The 23,811-nt window shown below is 72.8% G+C and carries 25 protein-coding genes; 5 read left to right on the top strand and 20 right to left on the bottom strand.

Annotation, left to right across the window (positions count from 1 at the left end; genetic code table 11):
- Positions 1-8: 8 nt before the first annotated feature.
- From AB0472_RS16850 to AB0472_RS16810, 9 genes are all read right to left on the bottom strand, one after another.
- A complete protein-coding gene (locus AB0472_RS16850; protein WP_366357207.1) occupies positions 9-1,574 on the bottom strand; it encodes an LPXTG cell wall anchor domain-containing protein in 1,566 nt (521 codons plus the stop codon).
- Positions 1,575-1,673: 99 nt separating this feature from the next.
- The gene (locus AB0472_RS16845) at positions 1,674-2,345 is read right to left on the bottom strand and encodes a class F sortase (protein WP_366357206.1); all 672 of its coding nucleotides are present in this window, start codon (positions 2,343-2,345) and stop codon (positions 1,674-1,676) included.
- A gap of 13 nt (positions 2,346-2,358) precedes the next feature.
- A complete protein-coding gene (locus tag AB0472_RS16840) occupies positions 2,359-2,916 on the bottom strand; it encodes a hypothetical protein (RefSeq protein ID WP_366357205.1) in 558 nt (185 codons plus the stop codon).
- A gap of 160 nt (positions 2,917-3,076) precedes the next feature.
- Positions 3,077-3,856, bottom strand: coding sequence for an HAD-IIA family hydrolase (locus tag AB0472_RS16835; RefSeq protein ID WP_366357204.1), 780 nt, complete (start codon positions 3,854-3,856; stop codon positions 3,077-3,079).
- A 190-nt stretch (positions 3,857-4,046) separates the two neighbouring features.
- Complete coding sequence (locus AB0472_RS16830; protein ID WP_366357203.1) at positions 4,047-4,757, bottom strand: phosphonatase-like hydrolase; 711 nt, start codon at positions 4,755-4,757, stop codon at positions 4,047-4,049.
- A 5-nt stretch (positions 4,758-4,762) separates the two neighbouring features.
- Positions 4,763-5,887, bottom strand: coding sequence for a TIGR03364 family FAD-dependent oxidoreductase (locus AB0472_RS16825; RefSeq protein ID WP_366357202.1), 1,125 nt, complete (start codon positions 5,885-5,887; stop codon positions 4,763-4,765).
- 140 nt (positions 5,888-6,027) lie between these two features.
- A complete protein-coding gene (locus AB0472_RS16820) occupies positions 6,028-6,783 on the bottom strand; it encodes a GntR family transcriptional regulator (protein WP_366357201.1) in 756 nt (251 codons plus the stop codon).
- A gap of 41 nt (positions 6,784-6,824) precedes the next feature.
- Positions 6,825-7,826 carry a hypothetical protein gene (locus tag AB0472_RS16815; RefSeq protein ID WP_366357200.1) on the bottom strand — a complete coding sequence of 334 codons (1,002 nt, stop codon included), beginning with the start codon at positions 7,824-7,826 and terminating at the stop codon, positions 6,825-6,827.
- A 512-nt stretch (positions 7,827-8,338) separates the two neighbouring features.
- Positions 8,339-9,457 (bottom strand): ROK family transcriptional regulator, encoded by a 1,119-nt coding sequence (locus AB0472_RS16810; protein ID WP_366357199.1) that lies wholly within the window; start codon positions 9,455-9,457, stop codon positions 8,339-8,341.
- A gap of 48 nt (positions 9,458-9,505) precedes the next feature.
- Here AB0472_RS16810 and AB0472_RS16805 point away from each other — a divergent pair, with 48 nt between their 5' ends.
- Positions 9,506-10,585 carry a Gfo/Idh/MocA family oxidoreductase gene (locus AB0472_RS16805; protein WP_366357198.1) on the top strand — a complete coding sequence of 360 codons (1,080 nt, stop codon included), beginning with the start codon at positions 9,506-9,508 and terminating at the stop codon, positions 10,583-10,585.
- Positions 10,585-11,085, top strand: coding sequence for a heme-degrading domain-containing protein (locus AB0472_RS16800; protein ID WP_366357197.1), 501 nt, complete (start codon positions 10,585-10,587; stop codon positions 11,083-11,085). The genes AB0472_RS16805 and AB0472_RS16800 overlap by 1 nt, the downstream gene beginning before the upstream one ends.
- Positions 11,086-11,223: 138 nt before the next feature.
- On the opposite strand, the gene AB0472_RS16795 is transcribed toward AB0472_RS16800, so the two are convergent.
- The 4 genes from AB0472_RS16795 to AB0472_RS16780 all read right to left on the bottom strand — a co-directional run bounded on the left by AB0472_RS16795 (position 11,224) and on the right by AB0472_RS16780 (position 14,015).
- Positions 11,224-12,081 (bottom strand): fumarylacetoacetate hydrolase family protein, encoded by an 858-nt coding sequence (locus AB0472_RS16795; RefSeq protein ID WP_366357196.1) that lies wholly within the window; start codon positions 12,079-12,081, stop codon positions 11,224-11,226.
- A gap of 133 nt (positions 12,082-12,214) precedes the next feature.
- Positions 12,215-12,934, bottom strand: a complete 720-nt coding sequence (gene yidC, locus AB0472_RS16790; RefSeq protein WP_366357286.1) for a membrane protein insertase YidC — start codon at positions 12,932-12,934, stop codon at positions 12,215-12,217.
- A gap of 146 nt (positions 12,935-13,080) precedes the next feature.
- Positions 13,081-13,449 carry a DUF6412 domain-containing protein gene (locus tag AB0472_RS16785; RefSeq protein ID WP_366357285.1) on the bottom strand — a complete coding sequence of 123 codons (369 nt, stop codon included), beginning with the start codon at positions 13,447-13,449 and terminating at the stop codon, positions 13,081-13,083.
- A gap of 29 nt (positions 13,450-13,478) precedes the next feature.
- Positions 13,479-14,015 carry a helix-turn-helix domain-containing protein gene (locus AB0472_RS16780; protein WP_366357284.1) on the bottom strand — a complete coding sequence of 179 codons (537 nt, stop codon included), beginning with the start codon at positions 14,013-14,015 and terminating at the stop codon, positions 13,479-13,481.
- Between the two features lie 59 nt (positions 14,016-14,074).
- On the opposite strand from AB0472_RS16780, the gene AB0472_RS16775 reads away from it, so the two are divergent.
- Positions 14,075-15,481 carry an MFS transporter gene (locus AB0472_RS16775; protein WP_366357195.1) on the top strand — a complete coding sequence of 469 codons (1,407 nt, stop codon included), beginning with the start codon at positions 14,075-14,077 and terminating at the stop codon, positions 15,479-15,481.
- Here AB0472_RS16775 and AB0472_RS16770 read toward each other — a convergent pair whose 3' ends face one another.
- From AB0472_RS16770 to AB0472_RS16745, 6 genes are all read right to left on the bottom strand, one after another.
- Entirely contained in the window at positions 15,482-15,766 is a 285-nt protein-coding gene (locus tag AB0472_RS16770; RefSeq protein WP_366357194.1) for a hypothetical protein, read from the bottom strand.
- A 143-nt stretch (positions 15,767-15,909) separates the two neighbouring features.
- Entirely contained in the window at positions 15,910-16,689 is a 780-nt protein-coding gene (locus tag AB0472_RS16765) for a class E sortase (protein WP_366357193.1), read from the bottom strand.
- A gap of 133 nt (positions 16,690-16,822) precedes the next feature.
- Positions 16,823-17,569 (bottom strand): ATP-binding cassette domain-containing protein, encoded by a 747-nt coding sequence (locus AB0472_RS16760; protein WP_366357192.1) that lies wholly within the window; start codon positions 17,567-17,569, stop codon positions 16,823-16,825.
- Positions 17,566-18,138 carry a hypothetical protein gene (locus AB0472_RS16755; protein WP_366357191.1) on the bottom strand — a complete coding sequence of 191 codons (573 nt, stop codon included), beginning with the start codon at positions 18,136-18,138 and terminating at the stop codon, positions 17,566-17,568. The genes AB0472_RS16760 and AB0472_RS16755 overlap by 4 nt, the downstream gene beginning before the upstream one ends.
- Positions 18,138-19,400: a hypothetical protein gene (locus AB0472_RS16750; protein WP_366357190.1), complete on the bottom strand. Its 1,263-nt coding sequence runs from the start codon at positions 19,398-19,400 to the stop codon at positions 18,138-18,140. Before AB0472_RS16750 ends, AB0472_RS16755 begins: the two co-directional genes overlap by 1 nt.
- Positions 19,401-19,491: 91 nt before the next feature.
- Positions 19,492-19,929, bottom strand: a complete 438-nt coding sequence (locus AB0472_RS16745) for a hypothetical protein (protein WP_366357189.1) — start codon at positions 19,927-19,929, stop codon at positions 19,492-19,494.
- A gap of 477 nt (positions 19,930-20,406) precedes the next feature.
- On the opposite strand from AB0472_RS16745, the gene AB0472_RS16740 reads away from it, so the two are divergent.
- Positions 20,407-21,879, top strand: a complete 1,473-nt coding sequence (locus AB0472_RS16740) for a beta-1,6-galactanase (RefSeq protein ID WP_366357188.1) — start codon at positions 20,407-20,409, stop codon at positions 21,877-21,879.
- A gap of 114 nt (positions 21,880-21,993) precedes the next feature.
- On the opposite strand, the gene AB0472_RS16735 is transcribed toward AB0472_RS16740, so the two are convergent.
- Complete coding sequence (locus tag AB0472_RS16735; RefSeq protein ID WP_366357187.1) at positions 21,994-22,302, bottom strand: DUF1905 domain-containing protein; 309 nt, start codon at positions 22,300-22,302, stop codon at positions 21,994-21,996.
- A gap of 94 nt (positions 22,303-22,396) precedes the next feature.
- Here AB0472_RS16735 and AB0472_RS16730 point away from each other — a divergent pair, with 94 nt between their 5' ends.
- On the top strand, positions 22,397-23,410 hold the full coding sequence (locus AB0472_RS16730; RefSeq protein WP_366357186.1) for a hypothetical protein: 1,014 nt from the start codon (positions 22,397-22,399) through the stop codon (positions 23,408-23,410).
- Positions 23,411-23,811 lie beyond the last annotated feature (401 nt).

The raw sequence follows: 23,811 nt of genomic DNA, 5'->3' as shown, positions 1-23,811 counted from the left end.
GCCCGCGGTCAGGCCTTGCGGCGCCTGACGACGAACACCAGACCGCCACCGAGCAGCAGCGCGCCCGCACCCACCGCGGCGGCGACGGGCAGCACGCTGCTGCCGCCCGTGCTGGCGAGGGAGCCGTCCCCGGCCGTGTCGGCGACCGTCTGGGGGGTGACGTCGTTGCCGTCGGCCTTGCCGCCGGTGCCCGGGGTGGTGGCGGACGCGGAGGGCGAGGCGGTGGCACCGCTGTCGTCGCCCTCGACCTTGACGGTGACGGGCGCGGTGTTGTTGGCGGGGTTGTGGTCGAACTCCAGGGGGGTGTCGTACGTCGTCGTCGCCCGGACCTCACCGGTGGTGGTCTTCGCGTCCTTGCGGATCTTCAGGCCGAAGTGGAAGGTACGGGTGTCCCCGACCTCGAAATAGTTCGGCTGAGGGAAGCAGACGTACTGCGGGGCTCCAGGCGTCCGCTCTCCCGTGCTGGACTGGGCCTCGGGGTCCCACACCCGGCACCGGTCGGCGATCTCCACGGCCTTGGCGCCGGTGGGGACGGTGAACACCAGCGCGGGCTGGTCGTCGCCGACGTCGTTGGCCATCCGGGCGGGGCCCTCGTTGCTCAGCGTGAGGTCCACGTGCACCAGGTCGCCCGGCGCGCCCGAGGCGGTGTCGCCGCCCGCGGCCATGTCCGCCGTGTTGTCGACCATGACGTACTGCCTGCCGAGCTCCACGCCACCGGTGTCCGCGGCCCCGGCGGCCACCAGGGAGAGCTTCGGGCCGCTCCCGGACGGCGCCTTGGCGTCCTTCACGGGCAGGGCCTCACGGCGGATGTACTCGTACAGGGCCTGCTTGCTCACGTCCAGCTTGAGCGGCTGGTCCAGCCGGTAGCTCTTGCCCGGCTCGACGGTCGTGTCGAAGGTGCACAACGCCTGCTGGGTGGTGCCGTACAAGTCACCGGAGGCCGTGGAGTAGGAGCAGTTGGAGAACCTGTCCGCGTAGGAGAGGCCGGGGGTGGTGAGCACCTGCAGCTGGACACCGTTCGCGGGCAGGGAACCGGTGTTGCTGATGGTGAGCGGCGACTCGATGGTGGAACCGGGCTTGTCGCCCTTGCGGTCGGCGAGCTTGTTGACCTTCAGCTCCACGTCGCCCGCGGTCACTTCGACGGTCTTGGAGACCACGGTGCCGTTCGACGAGGTGCCGCTGAGGGTCACCGTGCCCTTGGTGCCCAGCGGGGTGCCGTCCTTGGCCCGCAGGTCGACGAAGCCGCCTCCGTTGTTGCCCTCGTGGACGTCGCCGATCGCGGGCGCCGTGTAGGTGTCGACCGTCTTCCCGTCGACGGTGATCCAGTCCTTGACCTGGCTGAAGTCGAGCTTGATCGTGACGTCCTTCGCGGCGCCCGGCCCGTCGTTGTCCAGGCCCCAGCTGATCTGCGGCGGATCCTGGGTCGGCACCGGCACCCCGATGTCGTCGTTCACCACGAAGATGTGCACCACCGGCCCGTCCGCGGCCTGTGCGGACGTGGCGGGCAGCCATGCGGCGACGGCGGCCGCGAAGGCGGCCAGCACCGCCCCCACCTTGCGCTGACGGTTGGTCATTCCGTGTCCCTCCCCACGGGGCGCCTCTCGCCCCGCCACCCTTCAGACACCCCAGGGACGCCAGGGGTTGTCCGGGAGTTCGCGTCACCGCCGGGCGTTCTACGGACCGGTGCCCGTCAGGTACGCCGAGACGACCACGTTCGCCGTGTAGCTGTGGGTCGTGCGGTCGAAGGTGCCACCGCAGGTGATCAGGCGGAGTTCGGCGCGGCCCGACTCCCGTGCACCGTAGGCCTGTTGGGCGTCGAAGTGGTCGCGGGGCAGGACCCGGACGTCGTCGACGGTGAACTCGGCGACGGTGTTGTCGGCGCGGACCACGCGGATCGTCTGGCCGGGGCGCATCGCGCTGATCTTGTAGAAGACGGCGGGCCGGGTCTCGGTGTCGACGTGCCCGACCAGGACCGCGGTGCCGGCCGCGCCGGGGTCGGTCCCGGAGCCGTACCAGCCGACCACGCCGGGCTGGTCGAAGGGCGGCGGGTCGACCCCGCCGTCCTCGTCGAGGCCGCGGGCGACCACGGGGGCCTGCACGCCCAGTTCCGGGATGTCGACGCGCTCCGGCACGGCCGCGGTCAACGGCTCGGCCGCGGGCGGGAGTTCGGGATTCGAGGGCGGGCGGCCGACGGCGGCCACGTCGCCCGTGGTGGGCCCTGTCACGGCGTCGGGTATCTCGGTCACCCCGCGGCCCCACAGCCACAGCCCGAGCAGCAGGACCGCCCAGGCCACCCCGGTCAGCAGCCGTCCGGTGCCGGGGGAACGTTCGGTGTCGTCGGACATCGTGCTCCCGTCCTCAGCGCGCGCCCTGGCGGCGGCGGGCACTCAGCAGTCCCACGGCGACCGCGGCGAAGGCGGTGAGGAGCAGACCGGTGACCGCCTGCGCGGTGTCGGGACCGGCCGAACGCGCGTCCACCGAGGCGAGCGGAGCGGTGCCGCCGCCGCCCGCGTGCACGGGTGCGAACGGCGAGGCGGGCACCACGCCGGGCGCGTCCTGCCGGAACGACTGGGACGACGTCTGCGGTACGACGGTGACGCTGCCGGTGACGGCCGAGCCGCCGCAGCTGACCTGCACGGTGTAGGTGCCCGCACCGGCCGTGGAGCGGACCTGGGCCTGGCCGGTCAGGTCGCCGCCGGTGCCGCCGAGGCGGGCGTCCGTGACGAAGGCGGTCGAGACGGCGGTGCCGGTCGTACCGGAGCAGCCGCTCGCCCGCAGCGCCACCACGGATCCGGCGGACGGGGAAGCGGGGGTCACGGCGACGCCCTGGCCGTCCGCCGCGAGGGCGGCCGCCGGGGCGAGACCGGCGGCACAGGCCAGGAGCCCGGTACCGAGAGTGAGGGTAATTGAGCCCATCGTGAACCTCCAGATATCTGGAGGCTCCCCCGCACGGGGCGCCCCCGCATCCTCGGGGGGCGCCTTGTTGCTCCGTACGGGTGGTCCCAGGTTTGATCCCCGCCGGTCGGAGCCGGTCCGGAGGCGATCCGGATCCGGTTCAGACCGGTTCGGATCCGGTTCAGATCCGGTCGACGAGGTCCTCGATCGAGTCCACGACCTCGGAGGGCCGGAACGGGTAGCGGTCGACGTCGTCCGGCTGGGTGACGCCGGACAGCACCAGGAAGGTGCGCATCCCGGCCTCCAGGCCGGCCAGGACGTCGGTGTCCATCCGGTCGCCGATCATCGCGGAGGTCTCCGAGTGGGCGCCGAGCGCGTTCAGGCCGGCCCGCATCATCAGCGGGTTGGGCTTGCCGACGAAGTACGGCTTCTTGCCGGTCGCGGCGGTGATCAGCGCGGCCACCGAGCCGGTGGCGGGCAGGTCGCCCTCCACGGACGGGCCGACGTTGTCGGGGTTGGTGGCGATGAACCGGGCGCCGTCGTTGATCAGCCGCACGGCCTTGGTCAGCGCCTCGAAGGAGTAGGTGCGGGTCTCGCCGAGGATGACGAAGTCGGGCTCGTGGTCGGTGAGGACGTACCCGATGTCGTGCAGGGCGGTGGTCAGGCCGGCCTCGCCGATGACGTAGGCGCTGCCGCCGGGCCGCTGGTCGTCCAGGAACTGGGCGGTGGCAAGCGCCGAGGTCCAGATGTTCTCCACCGGCACGTCGAGCCCCATCCGCCGCAGCCGTGCGTGCAGGTCACGGGCGGTGTAGATGGAGTTGTTGGTGAGCACCAGGAAGGGCCGCCCGGACTCCCGCAGCTTCTTCAGGAAGGCGTCCGCTCCGGGGATCGGAACCCCCTCGTGGATGAGGACCCCGTCCATGTCGGTGAGCCATGACTCGATGGGCTTGCGCTCTGCCATGTGGTGCGTCTCCTGGCGTGCGGATGGCGGACGTGCGGTCATGCATGAGCTGTCGTGCATGAGCCTGGGGCGCCGGAACCACGGCGTACCGACGCCCCCAGCCTAGCCAGGACCGCCTCAGTGCGACCCCGTCGATCACCCGGTATCAGTTGCTGCCGCCCGTGTACGACGTTTCCGTCGTGGGCGACGCTCACCGAGTCGAAGCGGATGCCGCTGGTCGTCCGAGCGCGCCCGGCAGGTCCGCGACGCTCTCCAGCACCCGGGTCGCCCCGGCCGCTCGCAGCGCGTCCGCGTCGTGCGCGCCGGTCAGCACCCCGGCGACCAGGCCCGCTCCGGCGCGGACGCCGGTGAGCATGTCGTAGGAGGTGTCGCCGACGACGGCGACCTGACGGACGTCGTCGGCGGCGGCCGTGCGCAGCAGCGCGGTGAGGACCATGTCGGGGTAGGGCCGGCCACGGCCCCCGGCGTCGGCGGGGCACAGGGTGAGCGGCACCAGGTCCTGCCAGCCGAGGGCGGCGAGGATCGCGTCCTGGGTGGCCCGGGCGAACCCGGTGGTGAGGACGACGGTGCGGCCGTCCGCCTGGAGCCTCTCGATGGTCTCGCGGGCGCCGGGCAGGGCGTGCACCAGGCCGCCGTCGACGAGTTCGGCGTAGGCCGCCTCGAAGGCCCGGTTGGCCTCCTGGGCCTTGGCCTCCGCCCCGAACAGGTGCCGGAAGACGGAGATCTTCGACTCGCCCATGGTGGCGCGGACGTGGTCGATCAGCCGGTCGGGGTCGGCGCCCAGACGGCGGGCGGCGGTCGTGAACGCCCGCTCGACGAGCCCGCCGTCCGCGACGGTCGTGCCGGCCATGTCGAGTACGACGAGCCGGATGTCCACGGTGGTCCCTGTCCTGTCGGTCATCTCTGTCACCAGCCCAGTTCGTCGGCGGTCGTCTCGGCTATCGCCGGCGAGCAGGTCATGCCGCGCCCGCCGGGCCCGGTGACCAGCCACACGCCGTCGGCCACCTGCTGGCGGTGCACGACCCGGGTCGGGTCGGTGCACTGCGCGTACACCCCGGCCCAGCGGTGCCGGATGCGCGGCAGCGGCCGGCCGAGGAGGGACTCGACGACCCCGGTGAGGTGCTCGTAGGGCTCCTCGACGGTGTCGAAGGCGAAGGGGTGCTCGTATGCGTGGGTGTCGCCGACGGTGAGGCCGCCGTCGGCGCGCTGCACCATGAGCAGCTGCATGCGGTGGGCCGCCGCCGTCTCCGGCTGCGGCGAGCGGGCGTTGAGCTCGTCCAGGGCCGGGGAGGCGTACGCCGGGTAGTAGCGGAAGCTGTCGGCGTCGGCGACCGAGGTGGGGAGGGGTTCGCCGAGCGGGTCGGTCTGCATCATCTGGAGGCGGACCCGGCGCACCGGCAGGTCGGGTCCGGCCAGCTCGCGGACCAGGCCGCCGAGCCAGGCACCGGTGCACAGGACGACGGCGTCGGCCTGGTGGACGTCGCCGTGGTCGTCGCGGACCGTGCCGGGGCCGGTCACCTCGCGGACCTCACGGCCCGGCAGGAAGGTGTAGTTCGGTGACTTCCGCAGCTCGGCGCGGAGGGCGAGCTGGGCGGTGCGCGGCTCGACGGCCGCGTCCCGCTCGCAGTACAGGGCGGCGTCGAACTCGCCGCGCAGGGCGGGGTTCAGGGCGCGGGCCTCGGCGGGGGTGAGCAGCTTGTGGCCGCGGGCGGCCGCGTCGTCGCGGGCCACGGCGGCCTCGGCGACGGCGAGTTCGTACGCGCCGCGCACCGGGGTCAGCGACCCGTTGGCGCGGAAGCCGAGCGCGGGCACCCGGCCGCCGATCTGTTCCCACAGTTCCCTCGCCCGCAGGGCGGTTCCGAGTTCCGCGCCGCCCGCGCGGCCGCTCACCCAGATCTGCCCGAAGTTGCGCAGCGAGGCACCGCGGGCCTCGGCCTCGCGCTCGATCTGTACGACCTCGTGGCCGCGTTCCACTGCCTGCCAGGCGTGCATGGTGCCCACCACGCCCGCTCCGACGACGGTCACTCTCACGACGGCCACGCTCCTCGCGACTGGGGAACCGGACGGGTCCGGCTGACAGGGAGAGCGTGAACCGGTCACCGCATTTGGGCTAGACCTGTTACCTATTCGTAATACTTAATCACGGCCGGAAACGCCGCAATCGATACTTTTCAGCCTCCGAGGTGGGCCGAGAACGAGAACCGGTCTCCCCGGTACAGCGACCGCACCCGCTCCAGCGGCCGTCCCCCGGTGTCCCGTGACACCCGGTGGATCAGCAGCATCGGCAGGGCCGGCGGGGTGCCGATGAGCAGCGCCTCGCGCGGGGTGGCCAGCACGGTCTCGATGCGTTCGTCGGCGTCCCCGAACGCGATGCCCTTCTCGTGCAGGTAGCCGTAGAAGGAGGAGTCGGGGTGGAAGTCGGTGTCGAGCTGCGGGACCCGGGCGACGGCCACGTACGTGCTCTCCAGGCCGACCCGCTCGTCGTCGGCGAGCAGCACGCGCTCCAGGTGCCAGACGGGTTCGCCGCGCTCCAGGCCGGTCTCGGCGGCGAGGGCGGCCGGGCAGGGGAAGCGGTCGAGGGTGACCAGGCTCCGGCCGGGGGTACGGCCCTGCCGCCGTACCCCCTCGGTGTAGCTGGCCAGGGAGAGCGGCTGCTCCAGCTTGGGCCCCGCGACGACCGTGCCCCGCCCCTGCCGGCGCAGCTTGCCCTCGAGGACCAGCTCGCGCAGGGCCTGCCGGACGGTCTCGCGGGCGACCCCGTACTCCTCCGACAGATCGCGTTCGGTGGGGATGACGCTGCCTTCCGCCAGCGCGCCGACGAGCTGGTCGATCCGCGTCTTCACCGCGTAGTACTTCGGGATGCGGCCGTGCTCCGGGATGCCGGAGCGGACGGGGGCGCCGGGGGCCTGGTCGTTCGGGTAGTCCACGCAGGGATCGTCGCAGACGGCGCGGTCCGGCCGGACCGGGGTCACCGCCGCCGGCGGGCCAGCAGGAAGGCGCTCGCCCCCACGGCGAGCAGGGCCACGGAGGCCGTGAACAGCCCGTGGGCCAGGCCCAGGCCGGTGCGGGCCAGTTCCCGGGCGCGCTCCCCGGCCTCCCAGGGTCCGTCGGCGCCGTCCCAGGCGCCTCCTCGGTCGTCCCAGGCTTCCCGGCCCTCTTGGCCCTCTTGGCCCTCTTGGCCCTCCCGGCGGCCGTCCGGGTTTCCGCCGGCCTCGTCGGTGAAGGGCGCGGCGCTGTCGCCGGGGGAGGCCGCGGGGGTGGCTCCGGGGCTGGCCCCCTGACTGCTGTCGGGGCTGGCGGGGCCGGTCCCCGAGGGTCCGGGGCTCTGCGAGGACGTCTCCGGGCCGGCCTGCGTGGATGCGCCGGACGGGACGGCGGGGGCGATGCTCGCGGGTGGCGGCGGGGGTTCACCGCCGATGCCGAAGCGGTAGTCGTTCGACTCCCCCACCCAGGCGCCGTCCGACCCCTGCCGCTGCACGGCGGCCGCGTTGGCCGTGACCCCGTTCCGTACGGCGTCGGAGGTGATCGCCAGTCTCACCTTGACCGAGACGGTCGCCCCGGGTGCCACGGTGAGCCCCGGGAAGTCGGTCCCGTCGAAGACGCCGACCAGCTCGGACTCGTCGGTCTCCGTCAGCGGGACCGGGCGGGTGCGCGGGCCGTCGTAGAACTCCAGCTCGGTCTGGGACGGCTTGAGGGCCTTCTTGTCGTCGACGAGGACGACGACCGGGTGGACGTCGGCGCAGGTGTGGCCGGTGGTGTTGGTGAGGTCGAGGTACCAGGTGCCGAAACCACCGCCGGGTTCGTAGGACGAGGGGCCGTCGTGCAGGCGGGTGGTCAGGGGGAAGCCCTGCTGATCGGCGACCGCGCAGGAGGCCTCGGCGACGGCGGGGGCGGCCGTCGCCTGCGGGGCGGGGGCGAGTACGGCGGCTGCGGCGGCCAGGCAGAGGGACAGGGGGGTGCTCAGTCGCATGCGCATGAACAGGTGAGCCTGCCGTGCACGGCCCAGCACCACCGAGCGCCACTCCGCAAAACCCCCCACACTCCGCCCAATCGGCCCTCCCTCGCGCCCGATCGGCCCTCCCCACGCCCGGTCCGCCTCCCTCGCACCCGGTTGACCGCGGCCGCCGGTTCGGCTGAACGCCGCACTTCCCCACCCCGCCGCGACGGCGACCAGCCACAACGGCGGATCCCGACGGCGCCGAACGGCCCACGGCGTCCTGCCGGCCGTTCGGCGCCGGCCGCGCAGCTCCCCGCACCCCTCGGGCGACCGCGCCCACGCTGCCCAGAACACCCCGCCAGTTCCACCGAACGCCGCACCCCCCACCCCGCCGCAACAGCCACCAGCCACAACGGCGGAACCCGGCGGCACCGAACGGCCCGCGAGGGCCGGCCGCGCAGCTCCCCGCACCCATCGGGCGACCGTGCCCACGGCGTTCAGAACGCGCCGCCGGTTCGGCTGAGCGGGACCCCGGTGACGGGCGGTCAGCTGGTCGCGCGGCCGAACAGGGGGGCGAGGAGGAGTTGGGCCGCGCCCTCGGCGACACCGCGGTCGCCGCCGGGAGCGAGGCGGACGGGGACGGTCGTGCGCAGGCTTCCCTCCCGTCGGGTGTGGGCGTCGAGGACGGCGGCGACCCCCCGTACGAAGGGCTCGGGCGTGGCGGCGATCGTGCGGCCGCCGAGCAGCACGAGGTCGATGTCGAGCAGGCCGGCCAGGTTCGCGGCGCCGACGCCGAGGACCCGCGCCGCCTCGGCCACGTCGCCCCGGGCCACCGCCGCCAGGCACAGCGCCTCGATGCAGCCGCGGTTGCCGCAGTGGCAGGGCGGCCCGTCGAGCTGGACAACCTGGTGGCCGAACTCCCCGGCCCCGGTGCGCGCCCCCCGGTGCACGCTGTCGCCGATCACCAGGCCGGCGCCCAGCCCGGTGCCGAGGAGCAGGCAGGCGAAGGAGCCGCCCTCGCCGCCGACGGCGAGTCCGAGGGCCGCCGCGTTGCTGTCCTTGTCGACGACGACCGGCACCCCGAGCCGCTCGGCGAGCGCGTCCCGCAGCGGGAAGCCGTCCCACTCGGGGAACCCGGTGACCCGGTGCAGCACCCCGCGGCTGTGGTCGAGCGGCCCGGGCGCCCCGACCCCGACCCCGAGCAGGGTGTCGCCACCGCGCTCCACCAGCTCACCGGCCAGTTCCACGACCGCGCCGAGGACGGCCTCCGCCCCGGCGCCCATGTCCACCGCCGCCTGCCGCTCCGCGACCACCGTGCCGTCGAGGTCGACGAGCACCGCCCGCAGTTCGTCCCGGTCGAGCTGGATCCCCACCGCGTGCCCGGCGTCCGGCACCAGCCGGAGCACGGTGGCCGGCTTGCCGCCCGTGGACGCGCGCCGCCCGGCCTCCGCCGCCAGCCCGTCCTCCCGCAGCCGGGCGGTGATCTTGCTGACCGCCTGCGGGGTGAGCCCGGTCCGCTCAGCCAGTTCGAGCCGGCTGATGCCGTCCTCCCCCGCCGTGCGCAGCAGGTCCAGCACCAGCGCGCTGTTGTGGCTGCGCATGGCCGGCAGATTCGCCCCGACCGCCCCGGGCCGCCCGCTCCTCGTCCTGTTCACGCCACTCATTCTCCCTCCCACTTGCACTTTGGCAACAGCGTTGCGAAAGTAGGACGCATGACAGCAGCTGCCACTCCCCTCCGCGTCGGCCTCATCGGCTACGGTCTCGCCGGATCCGTCTTCCACGCCCCCCTGATCGCCGCCGCCGAGGGCCTCGCCCTGGACACGGTGGTCACCTCGAACCCCGAGCGACAGGCGCAGGCGAAGGCCGAGTTCCCCGGCGTCCGGACGGTCGCCGGGGCCGACGAGCTGTTCGACCGGGCCGACGGACTCGACCTGGTCGTCATCGCGTCGCCGAACAGGACGCACGTCCCGCTGGCGACGACCGCCCTCAAGGCGGGCCTCCCGGTCGTGGTCGACAAGCCGGTCGCCGGCACCGCCGCCGAGGCGCGCGAGCTGGCCGCCCTCGCCGAGGAGCGCGGTCTGCTGCTCTCCGTCTTCCAGAACCGCCGCTGGGACAACGACTTCCTGACCCTGCGCGGCCTTCTCGACGAAGGCGCGCTGGGCGACCCCTGGCGCTTCGAGTCCCGTTTCGAACGCTGGCGTCCGCAGCCCAAGGGCGGCTGGCGCGAGTCCGGCGACCCGGCAGAGATCGGAGGTCTCCTCTACGACCTCGGCAGCCACGTCGTCGACCAGGCCCTGGTCCTCTTCGGTCCGGCCACCGAGGTGTACGCCGAGTCGGTGATCCGCAGGCCCGGCGCCGAGACGGACGACGACACCTTCATCGCCGTCACGCACGCCGGGGGCGTCCGCTCCCACCTGTACGTCTCGGCCACGGCGGCCCAGCTCGGCCCGCGCTTCCGGGTGCTGGGCTCGCGGGCCGGCTACGTCAAGTACGGCCTGGACCCGCAGGAGGACGCCCTGCGCAAGGGCGAGCGCCCCGGCACCGCGGCCGCCTGGGGCCACGAACCCGAGTCGCTGTACGGCCGGGTCGGCGCCGGCGAGTCCCCGGTCACCGGCGGCGGCCGTCCCGTCCCGACCCTCCCCGGTGACTACCCCGCGTACTACGCGGCCGTGGCCGAGGCCCTGCGGGGCGAGGGCCCCAACCCGGTGACCGCGCTGGAGGCGGCCGCCGCCCTGGACGTACTGGAAGCAGCCCGCCGTTCGGCGCGAGACAAGGTGACGGTGACCCTCTGATGCACCACCCGCAGCTCACCCCGAAGACCACTCCCGAACTCACCCCGCCCGTGGAGGAGTTGGAGAAGCAGGAACGCCGCCTGGTGTTCCGGCAGTTCACCTACGACGACGCGTGGGCGCTCGGCTCCCTGCTGGTGGAGATGGCCCGGGAGCGCCAGGCCCCCGTCGCCGTCGACATCCACCGCGCGGGCCAGCAGCTCTTCCACGCGGCCCTGCCCGGCTCCACCCCGGACAACGACGCCTGGATCACCCGCAAGCGCCGCGTGGTGGAGCGCTACGGCTCGGCCTCCTACCTGGTCGGCGCGCGCTTCCGCGCCAAGGGCACGACCTTCGAGGAGTCCTCCCGCCTGGACCCGGACGAGTACGCGGCCCACGGCGGCTCCTTCCCGATCACCGTGGAGAACGTCGGCGTCATCGGCTCGGTGACCGTCTCGGGCCTCCCCCAGCTCCAGGACCACCGCTTCGTGGTGGAGGCCCTGGAGAAGTTCCTGGAGCTGTAGACGCCGACGCCTGCAGCGCCCCTTCCGGGGCGCTGGGGGTACCCCCGGCCGAAGGCCGGGGGAGGAACTGCGCGACCAGCCGCACCCGGGCCGCGGCCGAACGACCGGCGCAGTTCCCCGGCCCTCCCGGCGGAGCGCCTACGCGTCCTTGAACTCCTGCCGCTGACGGCCGAGCCCCGCGATCTCCAGCTCCACCACGTCCCCGGCCCGCAGGTAGGGCTTCGGCTCCGGCGCCCCCATCGCCACCCCCGCCGGAGTACCGGTGTTGATGACGTCTCCGGGGTACAGCACCATGAACCGGCTGACGTAGCGCACCACTTCGGCCACCGAGAAGATCTGCTCGGCGGTGCTCCCGTCCTGCTTCGGCTCGCGGTTCACCCAGAGCTTCAGCGACAGGTCCTGCGGGTCGGCGACCTCGTCGGCCGTCACCAGCCACGGCCCGAGCGGGTTGAACGTCTCACAGTTCTTCCCCTTGTCCCAGGTCCCGCCCCGCTCGATCTGGAACTCCCGCTCGGACACGTCGTGCGCGACCGCGTACCCGGCGACGTACGCCAGCGGGTCCTCGTCGTCGGCCACGTAACGCGCCGTACGCCCGATGACCACCGCCAGCTCCACCTCCCAGTCGGTCTTCACCGACCCGCGCGGCACCAGCACGGTGTCGTTCGGCCCCACGACCGTGTCCGCGGCCTTGAAGAACACGACCGGCTCGGCCGGCGGCTCGGCCCCCGTCTCACGGGCGTGGTCGTGGTAGTTGAGCCCGATGCACACGACCTTCCCGATCCGCCCCAGCGGCGGCCCGATCCGCAGCCCGGTCGCGTCGAGCACCGGCAGCTCCCCGGTCTCGGCGGCCGTCCGGATCCGGCCGAGCGCCGCGGCGTCGGCGAGCAGCGCCCCGTCGATGTCGTCGACGATTCCCGTCAGGTCCCGCAGGACACCCTCGGCGTCGAGCAGCGCGGGCCGCTCCGCCCCCGCTGTACCGACTCGCAGCAGCTTCATGGTCGTCACCATCTCCCTTGACAGCAGTCGCCCGGCCGATGGGTGCAGCCATCGGAGGACTGGTCGATCCTCCAAGATGAGCGTGCAGCGGGCAAGAGTCTGTTCATGTACTGGACCGTAGGCATCATGGTCCTCACCTGTACAGCACCGCGCGCTCCACCGCGCTCCACGTCGTGCTGGTCACCACGTAGAGCGCGGCGGCGAGCGGTACCACGGCCACGGTGACGAGCGTGGCGTACGACAGGTACGGCATGGCCCTGGTGACCGCGCCGACCCCGGGCACCTGCTGGTCCGCCTCGCCCGCCACGGCCCCCGCTCCCGCGGCGGCCTGCCTGGCGCGCCGGAAGTTCACGGTGGCGACGGCCGCGACCACGGCGAACAGCGCCAGGTAGACCAGCCCGGCGCTGCCGAACCCTCCACCTCCCGCACCGGCGAGGACATCGCTCCACCGCCCGCCGAGCGGGGCGCCGAGCAGCTCGTGGGAGAGCAGGCCGTTGCCGTGACCGCCGATCGCCGGGTTGGAGAAGAGGTGGTAGAGCAGGAAGAACGCGGGCAGTTGGAGCGCTCCGGGCAGGCAGCCGGACAGCGGGGACACCTTCTCCGCCGCGTGCAGCTCCAGCACGGCCTGCTGGAACGCCTCCCGGTCCTTGCCGTGCCGCTTGCGCAGTTCGGCGACCCTCGGCTGGAGCGCGGCCCGGGCACGCTGCCCGCGGGCGGCCGCACGGGACAGGGGATGGACGAGCAGTCGTACGAGCGCGGTGAACAGGACGATCGCGGCGGCGGCCGCGGAGGCGTGGAAGAGCGGCTGGAGCAGGTCGGCGAGGTGCTGGACCAGGCCGGCGAAGACCGACATGGGACCGGACAGGTAGGCGGACATGGGTGGGAGCCCTCCGAGGGGTCTCGTCGTGCCGTGGATGAAGAGGCGGGACGGCGTGACGACGCGCGCGAGACCACCCGGGGCGCCGAGGGGCGGGAAGCCGGAGGCGGGGGCCGGGTGGGCTACGCGGGGGTCGCCGGGAGGGCGTGTCCAGGTGCTCGCGGGCGGCTGCGGCCCTTCGCGTCCGGGTCGCGCTGCGGCAGGAAGGCGGTGCGCCGGGCCCGGTCGCGGATCGCCGTGCGGACCCGGGTGGGCGGCACGGCGGGCGCGGATCGGGCGGCGCGCAGCGCGCAGACGGCGAGGGCCGAGCCGGCGGCGGCGGTCGCGGCGAGCGCGACGGTGGTGAAGAGGCTGCCGGAGTCGAGCAGCAGGAGGTCGAGCAGGAGGAGCAGCACAAGGGCGGCGGGCCGGGACGGCAGCAGCCAGCGGTTGCCCGACGTCAGTGCCCGACGGCTCTTCGACGCCGGCACCCGGCCGCTGTGCACGCGCATGTCCACCCCCCGGTCCTTCTCACTTCCGTTTATACATGATCCAGCTCCAGCGGCTCCAGGAGCCTCTTGGGCTTGAGGAGCGCCCTGCTGACCGGATCGGCCGGGTCGGGGTCGAGCCCCGGGCCCGGTGCGACGACGACGTCCGCGACGGGGACGACGGTTCCGCAGGCGGGGCATTCGCCGTGCGGGCCGAGCTCGGTCCCGCAGTCCGCGTGCCGGAAGTAGCGCAGCCGCCGGTCCATGAGGTGCTCGCGCCCCCAGACGGCGAGGGTGCGCAGGACGGGCCAGAGCTCCGTGCCGCGCTCGGTGATGACGTACTCGTCCCGGGGCGGCGACTCCTGGTACCGGCGCCGGTCCAGGATTCCCTCCTCGGTGAGCGTCTTCAGGCGGGCCGACAGGACGGCGCGGGGGATGCCGAGGTGGACGAGGAAGTCGTTGTAGCGCCGGACGCCGTAGAGCGCGTCGCGGATGACGAGCAGGGTCCAGCGCTCGCCGACGACCTCCAGTGCGCGGGCGATCGAGCACTCCTGTGTCGCGTAGTCCTTGCCCAGTGCCATGCGGACCACCTTAGTCACGTTCCCGATTGTGGGTTCAATGAACGAACCCACAGTGCTACGGTACCCCCATGCCTAGGTTCAATGAAAGAACCATCAAGCCCGCGGGTCCCGCACCCGCGCCTGTCACCGATCCGGCCCCCGCCCAGGGCGGCCGCCCCGCGCTGGCCCTCACCAGCGCCGCGACCGCCGTCGCCCTGATGACGTACACCGCCCCGGTGGTCACCCTCCCGAACACGGTCGCCGCCCTGCACACCCCGCTCTCTGCGCAGGCCTGGCTGCTGAACGGCACCCCGCTCGGCCTCGCCGCCCTCCTCCTGGTCGCGGGCAGCCTGGCCGACGACTACGGCCGCCGCCGGATCTTCGTCGCCGGCACCCTCGCCCTCGGCCTGACCACCGCCGCCGGCGGCCTGACGACCTCCACCTGGGCGTTCACCCTGGCCCGGGTCGCGCAGGGCGCGGCGAGCGCGGCGATCCTGGCGAGCAGCCTGGGCCTGCTGGTCGCCGCGTTCCCGAGCCCGCGCGGCCGGCTGCACGCGACGGGCGTGTGGGGCGCGTTCGTGAGCGGCGGCATCGCGCTGGGCCCGCTGGTCGCCGGCGCGATGCCCAGCTGGCGGGTGGCGTACGCCGTGCTGGGCGCCGCCGCCCTCCTGGTGGCCGCGGTCTCCTCCCGCACCCTGACGGAGTCCCGCTCACCGCGTGGCGGCCGCCCGGACGTCGCCGGCGCCCTCGCCTTCGGCCTCGCGCTGGTCTCCCTGGTGGCGGCCCTGACCCTGGGCCGGGACGGCTGGCTGCGCGCCCCGGTGGCCCTGCTGCTGGCGGCGACCGTCGTCATGCTGGGCGCCTTCGCCCTGATCGAGCGCCGCTTCGCCGCCACCCCGATGATCGACCTGGCCCTCTTCCGCGCCCCCCGTTTCCTGGTCTCCTCGCTCAGCGGACTGGTCACGGGCCTGACGGTGATAGGCCTGTTCAGCTATCTCCCGGCGCTGCTCCAGCAGACGCTGCGGATGTCCGCGATGGACACGGCATGGCTGTTCCTGCTCTGGTCCGGGCTGTCCTTCACGGTGGCCCTGCAGGCGAAGCGCCTGGCCGGCCGGGTCTCGCCCCGCCGGCAACTGGCCGCCGGTTTCCTGCTGCACGCGGTCGGCGCGCTGACCATGCTGGGCGCCCTGGACGCGGGCTCCTGGCCCCGCCTGCTGCCTGGCCTGGTCCTGGGCGGCGCCGGCAGCGGCCTCCTCAACGCCGCGCTCCCCCTCCAGGCGGTGGAGTCGGTCCCCGCCGCCCGAGCCGCGATGGGCTCGGGCGCCCAGCAGACCTTCCGCTACATCGGCTCCTGCGCGGGCGTGGCCCTGACCATCGCCCTCGCCACGTCGTCCGGCGGCGGTCCGGCGCACGGGGCGGACGTGGCGATGGCGGTCTCGGCCGGCCTCGCGGTACTGGGAGCGGCGGGGGTGGTGGGGCTGCGGGAGCGGGCGTGACTACCCGGCGGCGACGACCTGACCGGCCGTGACCTGGGGCGGGTTGGGAAGCAGCGACGCGAGCTGGTCCCGCACGAAGGCGGCGGCCCTCCTGACCGACTCCTCGGCGCCGGCCTGGTCGTCGTAGACGCTGGTGGAGAGCATCACCCCGTCCCCGGCGTCGACCCAGTAGTAGGCCACGAAACCGGGGACCTGCCGGAGGAGGGCGACGAACCCCTCGTCCACCCGGCGTCCCGCCTCGGCAGGATCCGTCACCCCTTCGTACCGCCGAACCACCGCGTACATAGCCGATCTCCTCACGGATCTGCCGAAGTCACCTTCCTCGCTTCGACATTTCCCCCGACGTGCGCCTCCCCCTCGCGGCAGGTCCGGAAGCCCCCCGGACAGCCGCACCGGTCACCTGGACCACCGCGGCCGCGTTCCCCGCCCTACGCCCGCGGCCGCGTCGACACGAGCTTCCCCCACACCACCATCCGGTACCGGGACGTGAACTCGGGCGTGCAGGTGGTGAGCGTGATGTAGTACCCCGGCTCCCGGTACCCGTACGACGGCTTCACGACGGAGCGCGGTACGGGCCGTACGACCCCCGAGTCACGCGCCGACGTCTGCGGCAGGATCTGGTCGACGACGTACGTGTAGGTCGCCGACGCCGTCTCGACCTCGACCGGGTCCCCGAGCCGGAGCCGCGGCAGGTACCGGAACGGCTCGCCGTGGGTGTTCCGGTGCCCCGCGAGCGCGAAGTTCCCGGCCTGGCCGGGCTGTTGGGTGCCGGGGTAGTGGCCGACGTACCCGTGGTTGAGCACCTTCGGCTTGCTGACCCCCTCGGCGACCGGGACGCGCAGCCCGAGCCGCGGGACGACGAGGACGGCGTACGCCTGGGAGGCGACGACCCGGGTGGTGTACGACGTCCGCGCCCCGCCGGAGCCGGCGGCCCCGCCGGACGCCGCGGACCCGGCGGCACCGGACCCGGCCTTCCCGCCGCCGCCCCCCGGTGCCCCGGAGCCCTGCACCGCCCCGCCCGCACCGCCCCACTCCCGCTCCAGGGCCTCGACCTTGCGCGCGGCCCCCTGCTTGGCCTCCCGGTTGGTCCACCACAGCTGGTGCACGACCAGGAGCATCAGCACCACGCCCACCGTGACGAGCAGTTCGCCCCCGGTCCACAGCGCCCGCCGCCGCCGTGCCCGCCACCGCCGCTCACCGTGCCCCACGACCCGCACCACGCACCTCCCGCCGGCCCCCGGCCGGTCCCGCACGATAGGGGGCCCGCCGCGAACTCACCAGAGCCGCGGGGATTCCCGTCCGCGGGAGCCGGCCGCCACCGGTCCGGCGCACGCGCCGTGATCAGCTCTCGGTGATCCCGGCGCCGTCGAGAAGAGCCGTGTACGCGCCCTCGGCGAGACGGCCGGGAGCCGTGTCCTGCGGGGTGTGCGCCAGGAACTCCGACGTGGTTCCGGTCTGCAGGATCCGGCCCGCGTGGAGGACCGTGACGTGGTCGGCCTCCTCCGCGAGATCCTGGATGTCGTGCGTGGACATCAGGATCGTCACCTCACCCGACAGTGCGGCCAGCACGTCCCGGAACGCCCGGCGCTGCTGTGGGTCAAGGCCCGCGGTCGGCTCGTCCAGGAGCAGCACCCGGGCATCGTGGACGAGCGTGGCGGCCACCCCGAGCCGCCGCAGCTGCCCGCCCGAGAGCCGGTGGGTCTTCACCCCTGCCTGTCCGGAGAGATTGACCCGGTCGAGCGCGACGGCGGCCCTGTCGTGGGCCACGCCCGTCGCCATTCCCTTGAGCCAGCCCGCGTAGGCGACGTACTCGTGCGCGGTGAGCTGTGGCATGGGCTGCACGTGCTGCGGCAGCCAGCCGACCAGGCGCCGGTACGCGCGGGCGGTGGAGGGTGTCCCGTCGAGTGTGACCGTGCCGCGGGCCGGCCGGGCGGTACCGGCGGCGAGCCTCAGCAACGTGGACTTCCCCGCCCCGTTGGGCCCGAGGAGGACGGTCAGCCCGCCGGGAACCGTGTAGGTGAAGTCGGCGAGGACCGGTTTGCTCCAGCGCCGGTACGCATACGTCACGTCGTCGATGCGGATCGTCATGAGAGCTCCTGGCGGGCACGGAGGAGAACGGTCAGGCCGGCGACCAGCGCAACGGCCGCCGCGACAGCGGCATGCCCGGACGCGGCGGGTTCGGGCAGGACGGTCCAGGGGTCCGGATCGGGATAGGGACGGTGCGAGAAGAAGACGACGAGCGCGATCCAGACGAGCGGGACCGTCACGGCCGCCTGCCGTGCCCACGGCCTCGCCAGCAGCATCAGCCCGGTCAGGAAGGCGGCGTTGCGGGCCACGGACACCCCCGTCGCCGACCGGAGGACCGCGGCCAGGAGCAGGCATGCGGCGATCGCCGCCAGGACCAGCAGTACGTCACGGGCCGGCACGCGGCGGACCGCGGCCGCCTCGACGGCGGCCAGCCTCGAGTCCAGGGACAGCGCGAGCGCCGCCACGACGGGGACGGGAAGGAACACGGTCAGTACCGCCTGCTGGCTGCTGGAGAAGAAGGACGGCAGCAGGACGTACTCGCCGCCGATCCACACCGTCAGACCCATCGACAGCACGATCAGTCCCGCGAGGACGGTCGACGCGCGCCGCGCCTTGAGCCACCACCACATCAGGCGCACGCCTTTTTGGAGGTGCTGAGGAACCAGGCGGCCTGTTCCGCGGGCGGGCGGCTCAGGACGCTGCGGAGCACGCCGTCGACGTCACCGGGCGAACCCTGCCGGTCGATGATGTCCCGCAGTCGTTCCCAGGACCGGGTGGTGCCGGTGATGTGGGCGGCCCATGCGATGGCCTCCCGGCGCAGGAGGGGGTCGGGGCGCGCGCAGTTCATGTCCGTGGCGGCGACGGCGACGGCGAACACGGCGTCGTGGCGACCGGTCGCGACGGTGAGGGAGACCCGCCACGTCGAGGCCGTCGACGGCAGGGCGAAGCGTCCCTCGGGCAACGTGTCCACCACGGTCTCCGGGTGGCGCGGGACACCGGCACGCTCGAAGTCGGCCAGCACCGTGCGGGTGGCGGCCACGGCCTGGGGCAGTGCGCCGGCCGTCTGTTCGGGCATGCAGACGGCGGTCGGCCCCGCGTGCCCGCATGTCATCGTGACCGCGTAGTTGCGCAGGGGCGGCGTGTAGTCGTAGTCCTTGACCGCCTCGTAGGTGCTCGTGACACCGGCGACGGCGACGACCAACGCGGCCGTGGCCACCGTCGCGGGGCGCAGCACCGGGGACCAGGCCACGATCAGGGCGACGGCGATGCTGCCGGTGAACGCGACGTGCGGCCACAGAGCGCCCCAGGTCGGCGCTTCGCCGAACATCAGCTCCTCCGGGAACGCGCCGGACACGTGGCGTACCCAGGGCGCGTCGACGGTCACGGTGAACGCCACGGCGACCCAGGTCACTACCGCGAGTACCGGTGCCGCGATCACCTTGGGCAGCCGTCGGCCGACGGTGAAGCCGATGACGGCGTGCTCCACGCACACGACCATGCCCACGACCAACGGCGAAACGCTGTCCCAGGTCGGCCACGCCCCCGCCACGGCCAGCGCGACCGCCGCGGGGAGGATCAGCATCAGCCAGGCCAGCGTGACGACGGGGAGCAGGGCCTGGGCGGCGATCCGGTACCGGGACCTGGCGTGGTTCATGTCCCACACGCCGGCCTGCCGCAGCGTCCCGGACACCCAGGCGGCCAGCGCCGAGGTGACGGCGTAGGCGAACGGGTAGGCGAAGCGCAGCGGGTACGACGTGATCTCCGGCGCGTAACCGTAGGTGCCAGGCGGCGGGTGCCCCGGGCCGCCCAGGTAGTACAGCAGCGGCAGGGCGAGGGCGACAGGGGCCGCCCACAGGGCGGGGGACGTGCGGTACAGGGTGGTGAGCTTCACGGTCTTCCCGGTCGGAGCGGTGAACGAGACGGGTGGCCGTCCCCGTTCTTCCGACGGGGACGGCCACCGACTTGCGCGGTTCGCACAGGTTCTAGTCCGCCGCGGTGTTGTCGACCATGATGACCTCGACGTCCAGCTTCCCCACGCCGCCCCATACGCCGTTGACACTGAAGTAGTAGTCGCCCTTGGGGAGATCGTGCCATGCACCGTCGCTCTGGTGCATGTAGCCCTTGAAGCACTCGGTGTAGGTCTTGGTGTCGTAGTCCGCATCCGGCCAGGCCGAGATGTCCCGGTGCATCTGGATCGTCGTCTGGTACGGCGTGCTGCCGCCCGAACTCTCGGGGCCGCTGCAGTTTCTGTACATGACTTCCGAGTACTGCTCGTCAGCCCACCTGCGCGACTCCTGCCCCTTGCTGACGTTGTAGAAGTAGCTGCTCCACAGGAAGTCCTCGGCACACGCCGTCGACATGGACAGCATGGTCACCCCCGCCGTCACCGCGGCGACGATCCCCCCGCGTCGTATTCGCACGTACTCAGCCCCCACTGGTCGTCTGAATATGTCAACACCCGCACCGAACCGATCAAGTTCGGCCAGGAGCGCGGCACTCTAGCCACGTGATCGACACCGGGTCCAGGTATTAGTACCGAACATGACAAGCCCGAATGACCAAGCGGAAACCCTCTGTCCACCCCCCGGACGCCCAGGTGCGCCTCATACGTCACACGCCTCCCAGGAAGCGGAACAACCGGAGCCCTGCCGAAGAGACGGAAAGGTGGCCGAAACCCGCCGCCGGACGCGCGACTCACCCACCGTCCCTGACCACCGCCGGACACCCCGGCAGCCCGTTCCTCCATGGGTTTGAGAAACCACTGTCAGAAACCGCTGTCACAACCCTCGACAACCTCACGCACCACACCTGATGCTTCCTGTTGGCATGCGGGGGGACGAGTCGACACCGGTTCGGGAACCGGTGTTCGAGCCGCACGGAGAGGTTGAGAAACAGCCATGATCCGACGCAGAACACTCCTGGCCGCCGCGGGCGGGGGCCTCCTGGGCAGCGCCCTGGCCACCGGCACGGCCCGCGCCGACGCCACCATCGCCGTCAGCCCGTCCACCTCCTACGGCACCTGGGAGGGCTGGGGCACCTCCCTGGCCTGGTGGGGCAACGTCTTCGGCACCCGCGACGACTTCGCCGACATCTTCTTCACCACCAGGTCGACGACGTACAACGGCACTTCACTGCCCGGCCTCGGCCTGAACATCGCCCGCTACAACCTGGGCGCGTCCAGCTGGAACAGCGTGAACGGCGAGAGCATGGTCGCCTCCGCCAACATCCCCGCCTTCAAACAGATCGAGGGCTACTGGCAGGACTGGAACAACGAGGACCCCACCTCCTCGGCCTGGGACTGGACCGCCGACGCCACCCAGCGCGCCATGCTCGTGAAGGCCGTCAACCGCGGCGCGACCGCCGAACTCTTCGCCAACTCCCCCATGTGGTGGATGTGTTACAACCACAACCCGTCCGGCGCCGCCGACGGCGGCAACAACCTCCAGTCCTGGAACTACCGCCAGCACGCCTCCCACCTCGCCTCCGTGGCCCTCTACGCCAAGAACAACTGGGGCGTGAACTTCGCGACGGTGGAGGCCTTCAACGAACCGTCCTCCTCCTGGTGGACGGCGACGGGCACGCAGGAGGGCTGCCACATCGACTCGACGGTCCAGTCGGCCGTCCTCCCCTACCTGCGCAGCGAGTTGAACAGCCGGGGCCTGACGTCGACCAGGATCTCCGCGTCGGACGAGACGAGCTACGACCTGGCCCGCACCACCTGGAACTCCTTCTCCTCCACCACGAAGGGCTACGTGGACCGCGTCAACGTCCACGGCTACCAGGGCTCGGGCGGCCGCCGCGACCTCCTCTACACCGACGTCGTGACGACGGCCGACAAGGCCCTCTGGAACTCCGAGACCGGCGACAACGACGGCACCGGCTACACCATGGCCTTCAACCTGCTCTACGACTTCCGCTGGCTGCACCCGACCGCCTGGGTCTACTGGCAGGTCATGGACCCCTCCACGAACTGGGCGATGATCGCGTACGACGCGGACACCCTGGCGGCCGGCGCGGTCACCACCAAGTACTACGTGATGGCCCAGTTCAGCCGCCACATCCGCCCCGGCATGAAGATCCTCGACACGGGCGTGAGCAACGCCGTGGCCGCCTACGACAGTTCGGCCAAACGCCTGGTGATCGTGGCGCTGAACACCGCCACCTCCGCCCAGACCTTCACCTTCAACCTCTCCGGCTTCACGACGGTGACCGGCGGCACGAACGGCCTGGTCCCCCGCTGGAACACGGTGACGACGGGCGGCGACGCGTACAGGTCGTACGCGGACACCTACCTGTCCGGAAAGACGGTGGCGGTGTCGGTGGCGGCGAAGGCCGTCCAGACCCTCCAGATAGACGGCGTGACGATCTGACCCGGCCCGGCCCGGCCCGGCCCGGCCCGGCGGCGGGGGCACGCAGCTCACCGCACCCCCGCCGCCGTGGCCGTCGCCGCCGCCGTGGCCGTGGCCGTGGCCGTGGCCGCACGCCTACCCGACCCGGACCCGCATCACCACCCGCACCTCGTCCCCCGCCTCCACCCCCTGCGCCTTCCGCACCGCACTCTTCAACGGCAGCAAGTACCCCCCGTCCTTGGGAAACAAGGACGTCTCGAACACCACCCCACCCACCCCACCCACGCCACCCAAGGTCACTTCGACAGGCACGACCCCCCACCCGTACGAGGCCATGCCCGCCACGGCCCGCACCTCCTCGCACTCCTCCTCCGGCACCGGCACGAAGTAGTACGGAGCAGGCCCCCGCCACTCCACGACAGACCCACCGAACTCGAACCGCACGGACGACTCCCCTCACCACCGACTGCGTCTACTGCACCGACTGCCCCCCATCCCTATCTCTTCTTTGTCACCGCCGGGCAGTACCGTGTCGTTCATGCGCCCCGACACGCCTGCCGAGAACGTCGACCACACCGCCGAGGCGGCACGCCTGGAGCGGACCGCCGACCGCTACCCCGAGGACGCCGAAGCCCTCCTCCTCCAGGCCGCGGCCCACCTGGAACTGGCCGACGACCGCCCCGCCGCCACCGCGCTCTACGACCGCCTCCTCGCCACCCCGGACACCCTGGAGAACGCGCCCCTGGTCCGGGCCCTGAAGGCGTCGAACCTGTGGGAGTACGACCACGAGGCAGAGGCCAGGGCGATCATCGAGGGCATCCGCACCACGGCGCCCCGCGACCCGGCCCCCTGGGTGATCGTCGCGGAGTCCCTCGAAACCCACGACGAGCTGGAAGCGGCCCACGATACGTTCACGGAGGCGGCGACCCTCCTCCTCACGGACGTGGCCGAACCCCCTTACGCCACGCACCCGGTGTTGTTCGGCCGTCACAGGGTCCGCCGCATGCTCGGCCTCCCCCACGACGACTGGGACGCCCGCGCCGACACCCTCCACTCGTCCCCCGTCTCCCTGGACGAACTCCACGACCCCAAGCGCGTCTGGTCCCTGGGCTCCGACAACCCGCAGGAGCTGGAGGCCGAGATCTCCCGCCTCCGAGCCGAACTCGGCACCTACCGAGAGGCCCTCTCCCGCCCCTTCCCGGTGGCGGTCCTCCACTGGCCGGCGGGCGAACTGTCGGAACTGCTCTCGGCCTACCCGGCCCTGACCACCGAATACCCCTCCCACCCCGAGCACCTCGCGACCATAGAGACCTCCCTGCGCGAACTCTCCGTCTCCGGCACCGGCAACCTCGGCATCGTCACAGGCACCGTCCCCTCCTACGAGGCCTTCGCCGCCTCGGAGGGCTCGTCCCCGTCGGACACGACCCTGCTCCCCCAGTACGCGACGACGCTCGCGGCACGGGGGCGTGCGGTGGCCTGGCCGCCGCAGCGGACCTCGGACTGCTGGTGCGGCCAGCCGCAGCCGTACGCCGCCTGCCACGGCACCGCGTAAGCCGCCCCGCACCCGACGCGCCCCAACCCCGCCCCGGAACGCAGCCGGCCCCGCCGGCTCACCCCGGAAGCCGCCCACTTTCCCCGGGCCGCCCGCCCGCTTCTCCCCCGTGCCGGAGCGGCCCGGGTCAAGGGTGGCCCGCAGGGCCATCGGCGCAGCCGACGCGAAGCGCCCTTGAGGCGGGGCGTGGAGGCACGACACTGAGGAAGAAGCGGGCGGCCCTACGACAGCTCCGCCGGACTGTGCTCCCCCGGCAACGTGACGCTGCTGCCGCGATATGGACCCCGGGGAGTTGAATCGGCATCGTTTGCCCCGATCCCCCTGTTCCTCCGCAACTGGCTCACGCTAACGTCACATCTGACCAGCTGAACCGGCATGCCCAGAAGCGTTCCAGGCGTGTC

This window comes from Streptomyces sp. NPDC086777 (assembly GCF_040702065.1).
In the GTDB taxonomy this organism is placed as follows: Bacteria; Actinomycetota; Actinomycetes; order Streptomycetales; family Streptomycetaceae; genus Streptomyces.
The sequence above is the reverse complement of the archived record's forward strand: the minus strand, read 5'-3'. Positions and strand labels throughout refer to the sequence as shown.

Coding starts and splice junctions, on each gene's coding strand:
- AB0472_RS16850 (WP_366357207.1), bottom strand. CDS start 1,574: ATGACCAACCGTCAGCGCAAGGTGGGGGCGGTGCTGGCCGCCTTCGCG.
- AB0472_RS16845 (WP_366357206.1), bottom strand. CDS start 2,345: ATGTCCGACGACACCGAACGTTCCCCCGGCACCGGACGGCTGCTGACC.
- AB0472_RS16840 (WP_366357205.1), bottom strand. CDS start 2,916: ATGGGCTCAATTACCCTCACTCTCGGTACCGGGCTCCTGGCCTGTGCC.
- AB0472_RS16835 (WP_366357204.1), bottom strand. CDS start 3,856: ATGGCAGAGCGCAAGCCCATCGAGTCATGGCTCACCGACATGGACGGG.
- AB0472_RS16830 (WP_366357203.1), bottom strand. CDS start 4,757: ATGACCGACAGGACAGGGACCACCGTGGACATCCGGCTCGTCGTACTC.
- AB0472_RS16815 (WP_366357200.1), bottom strand. CDS start 7,826: ATGCGACTGAGCACCCCCCTGTCCCTCTGCCTGGCCGCCGCAGCCGCC.
- AB0472_RS16810 (WP_366357199.1), bottom strand. CDS start 9,457: ATGAGTGGCGTGAACAGGACGAGGAGCGGGCGGCCCGGGGCGGTCGGG.
- AB0472_RS16805 (WP_366357198.1), top strand. CDS start 9,506: ATGACAGCAGCTGCCACTCCCCTCCGCGTCGGCCTCATCGGCTACGGT.
- AB0472_RS16800 (WP_366357197.1), top strand. CDS start 10,585: ATGCACCACCCGCAGCTCACCCCGAAGACCACTCCCGAACTCACCCCG.
- AB0472_RS16795 (WP_366357196.1), bottom strand. CDS start 12,081: ATGAAGCTGCTGCGAGTCGGTACAGCGGGGGCGGAGCGGCCCGCGCTG.
- yidC (WP_366357286.1), bottom strand. CDS start 12,934: ATGTCGGTCTTCGCCGGCCTGGTCCAGCACCTCGCCGACCTGCTCCAG.
- AB0472_RS16785 (WP_366357285.1), bottom strand. CDS start 13,449: ATGCGCGTGCACAGCGGCCGGGTGCCGGCGTCGAAGAGCCGTCGGGCA.
- AB0472_RS16775 (WP_366357195.1), top strand. CDS start 14,075: ATGCCTAGGTTCAATGAAAGAACCATCAAGCCCGCGGGTCCCGCACCC.
- AB0472_RS16770 (WP_366357194.1), bottom strand. CDS start 15,766: ATGTACGCGGTGGTTCGGCGGTACGAAGGGGTGACGGATCCTGCCGAG.
- AB0472_RS16760 (WP_366357192.1), bottom strand. CDS start 17,569: ATGACGATCCGCATCGACGACGTGACGTATGCGTACCGGCGCTGGAGC.
- AB0472_RS16755 (WP_366357191.1), bottom strand. CDS start 18,138: ATGTGGTGGTGGCTCAAGGCGCGGCGCGCGTCGACCGTCCTCGCGGGA.
- AB0472_RS16740 (WP_366357188.1), top strand. CDS start 20,407: ATGATCCGACGCAGAACACTCCTGGCCGCCGCGGGCGGGGGCCTCCTG.
- AB0472_RS16730 (WP_366357186.1), top strand. CDS start 22,397: ATGCGCCCCGACACGCCTGCCGAGAACGTCGACCACACCGCCGAGGCG.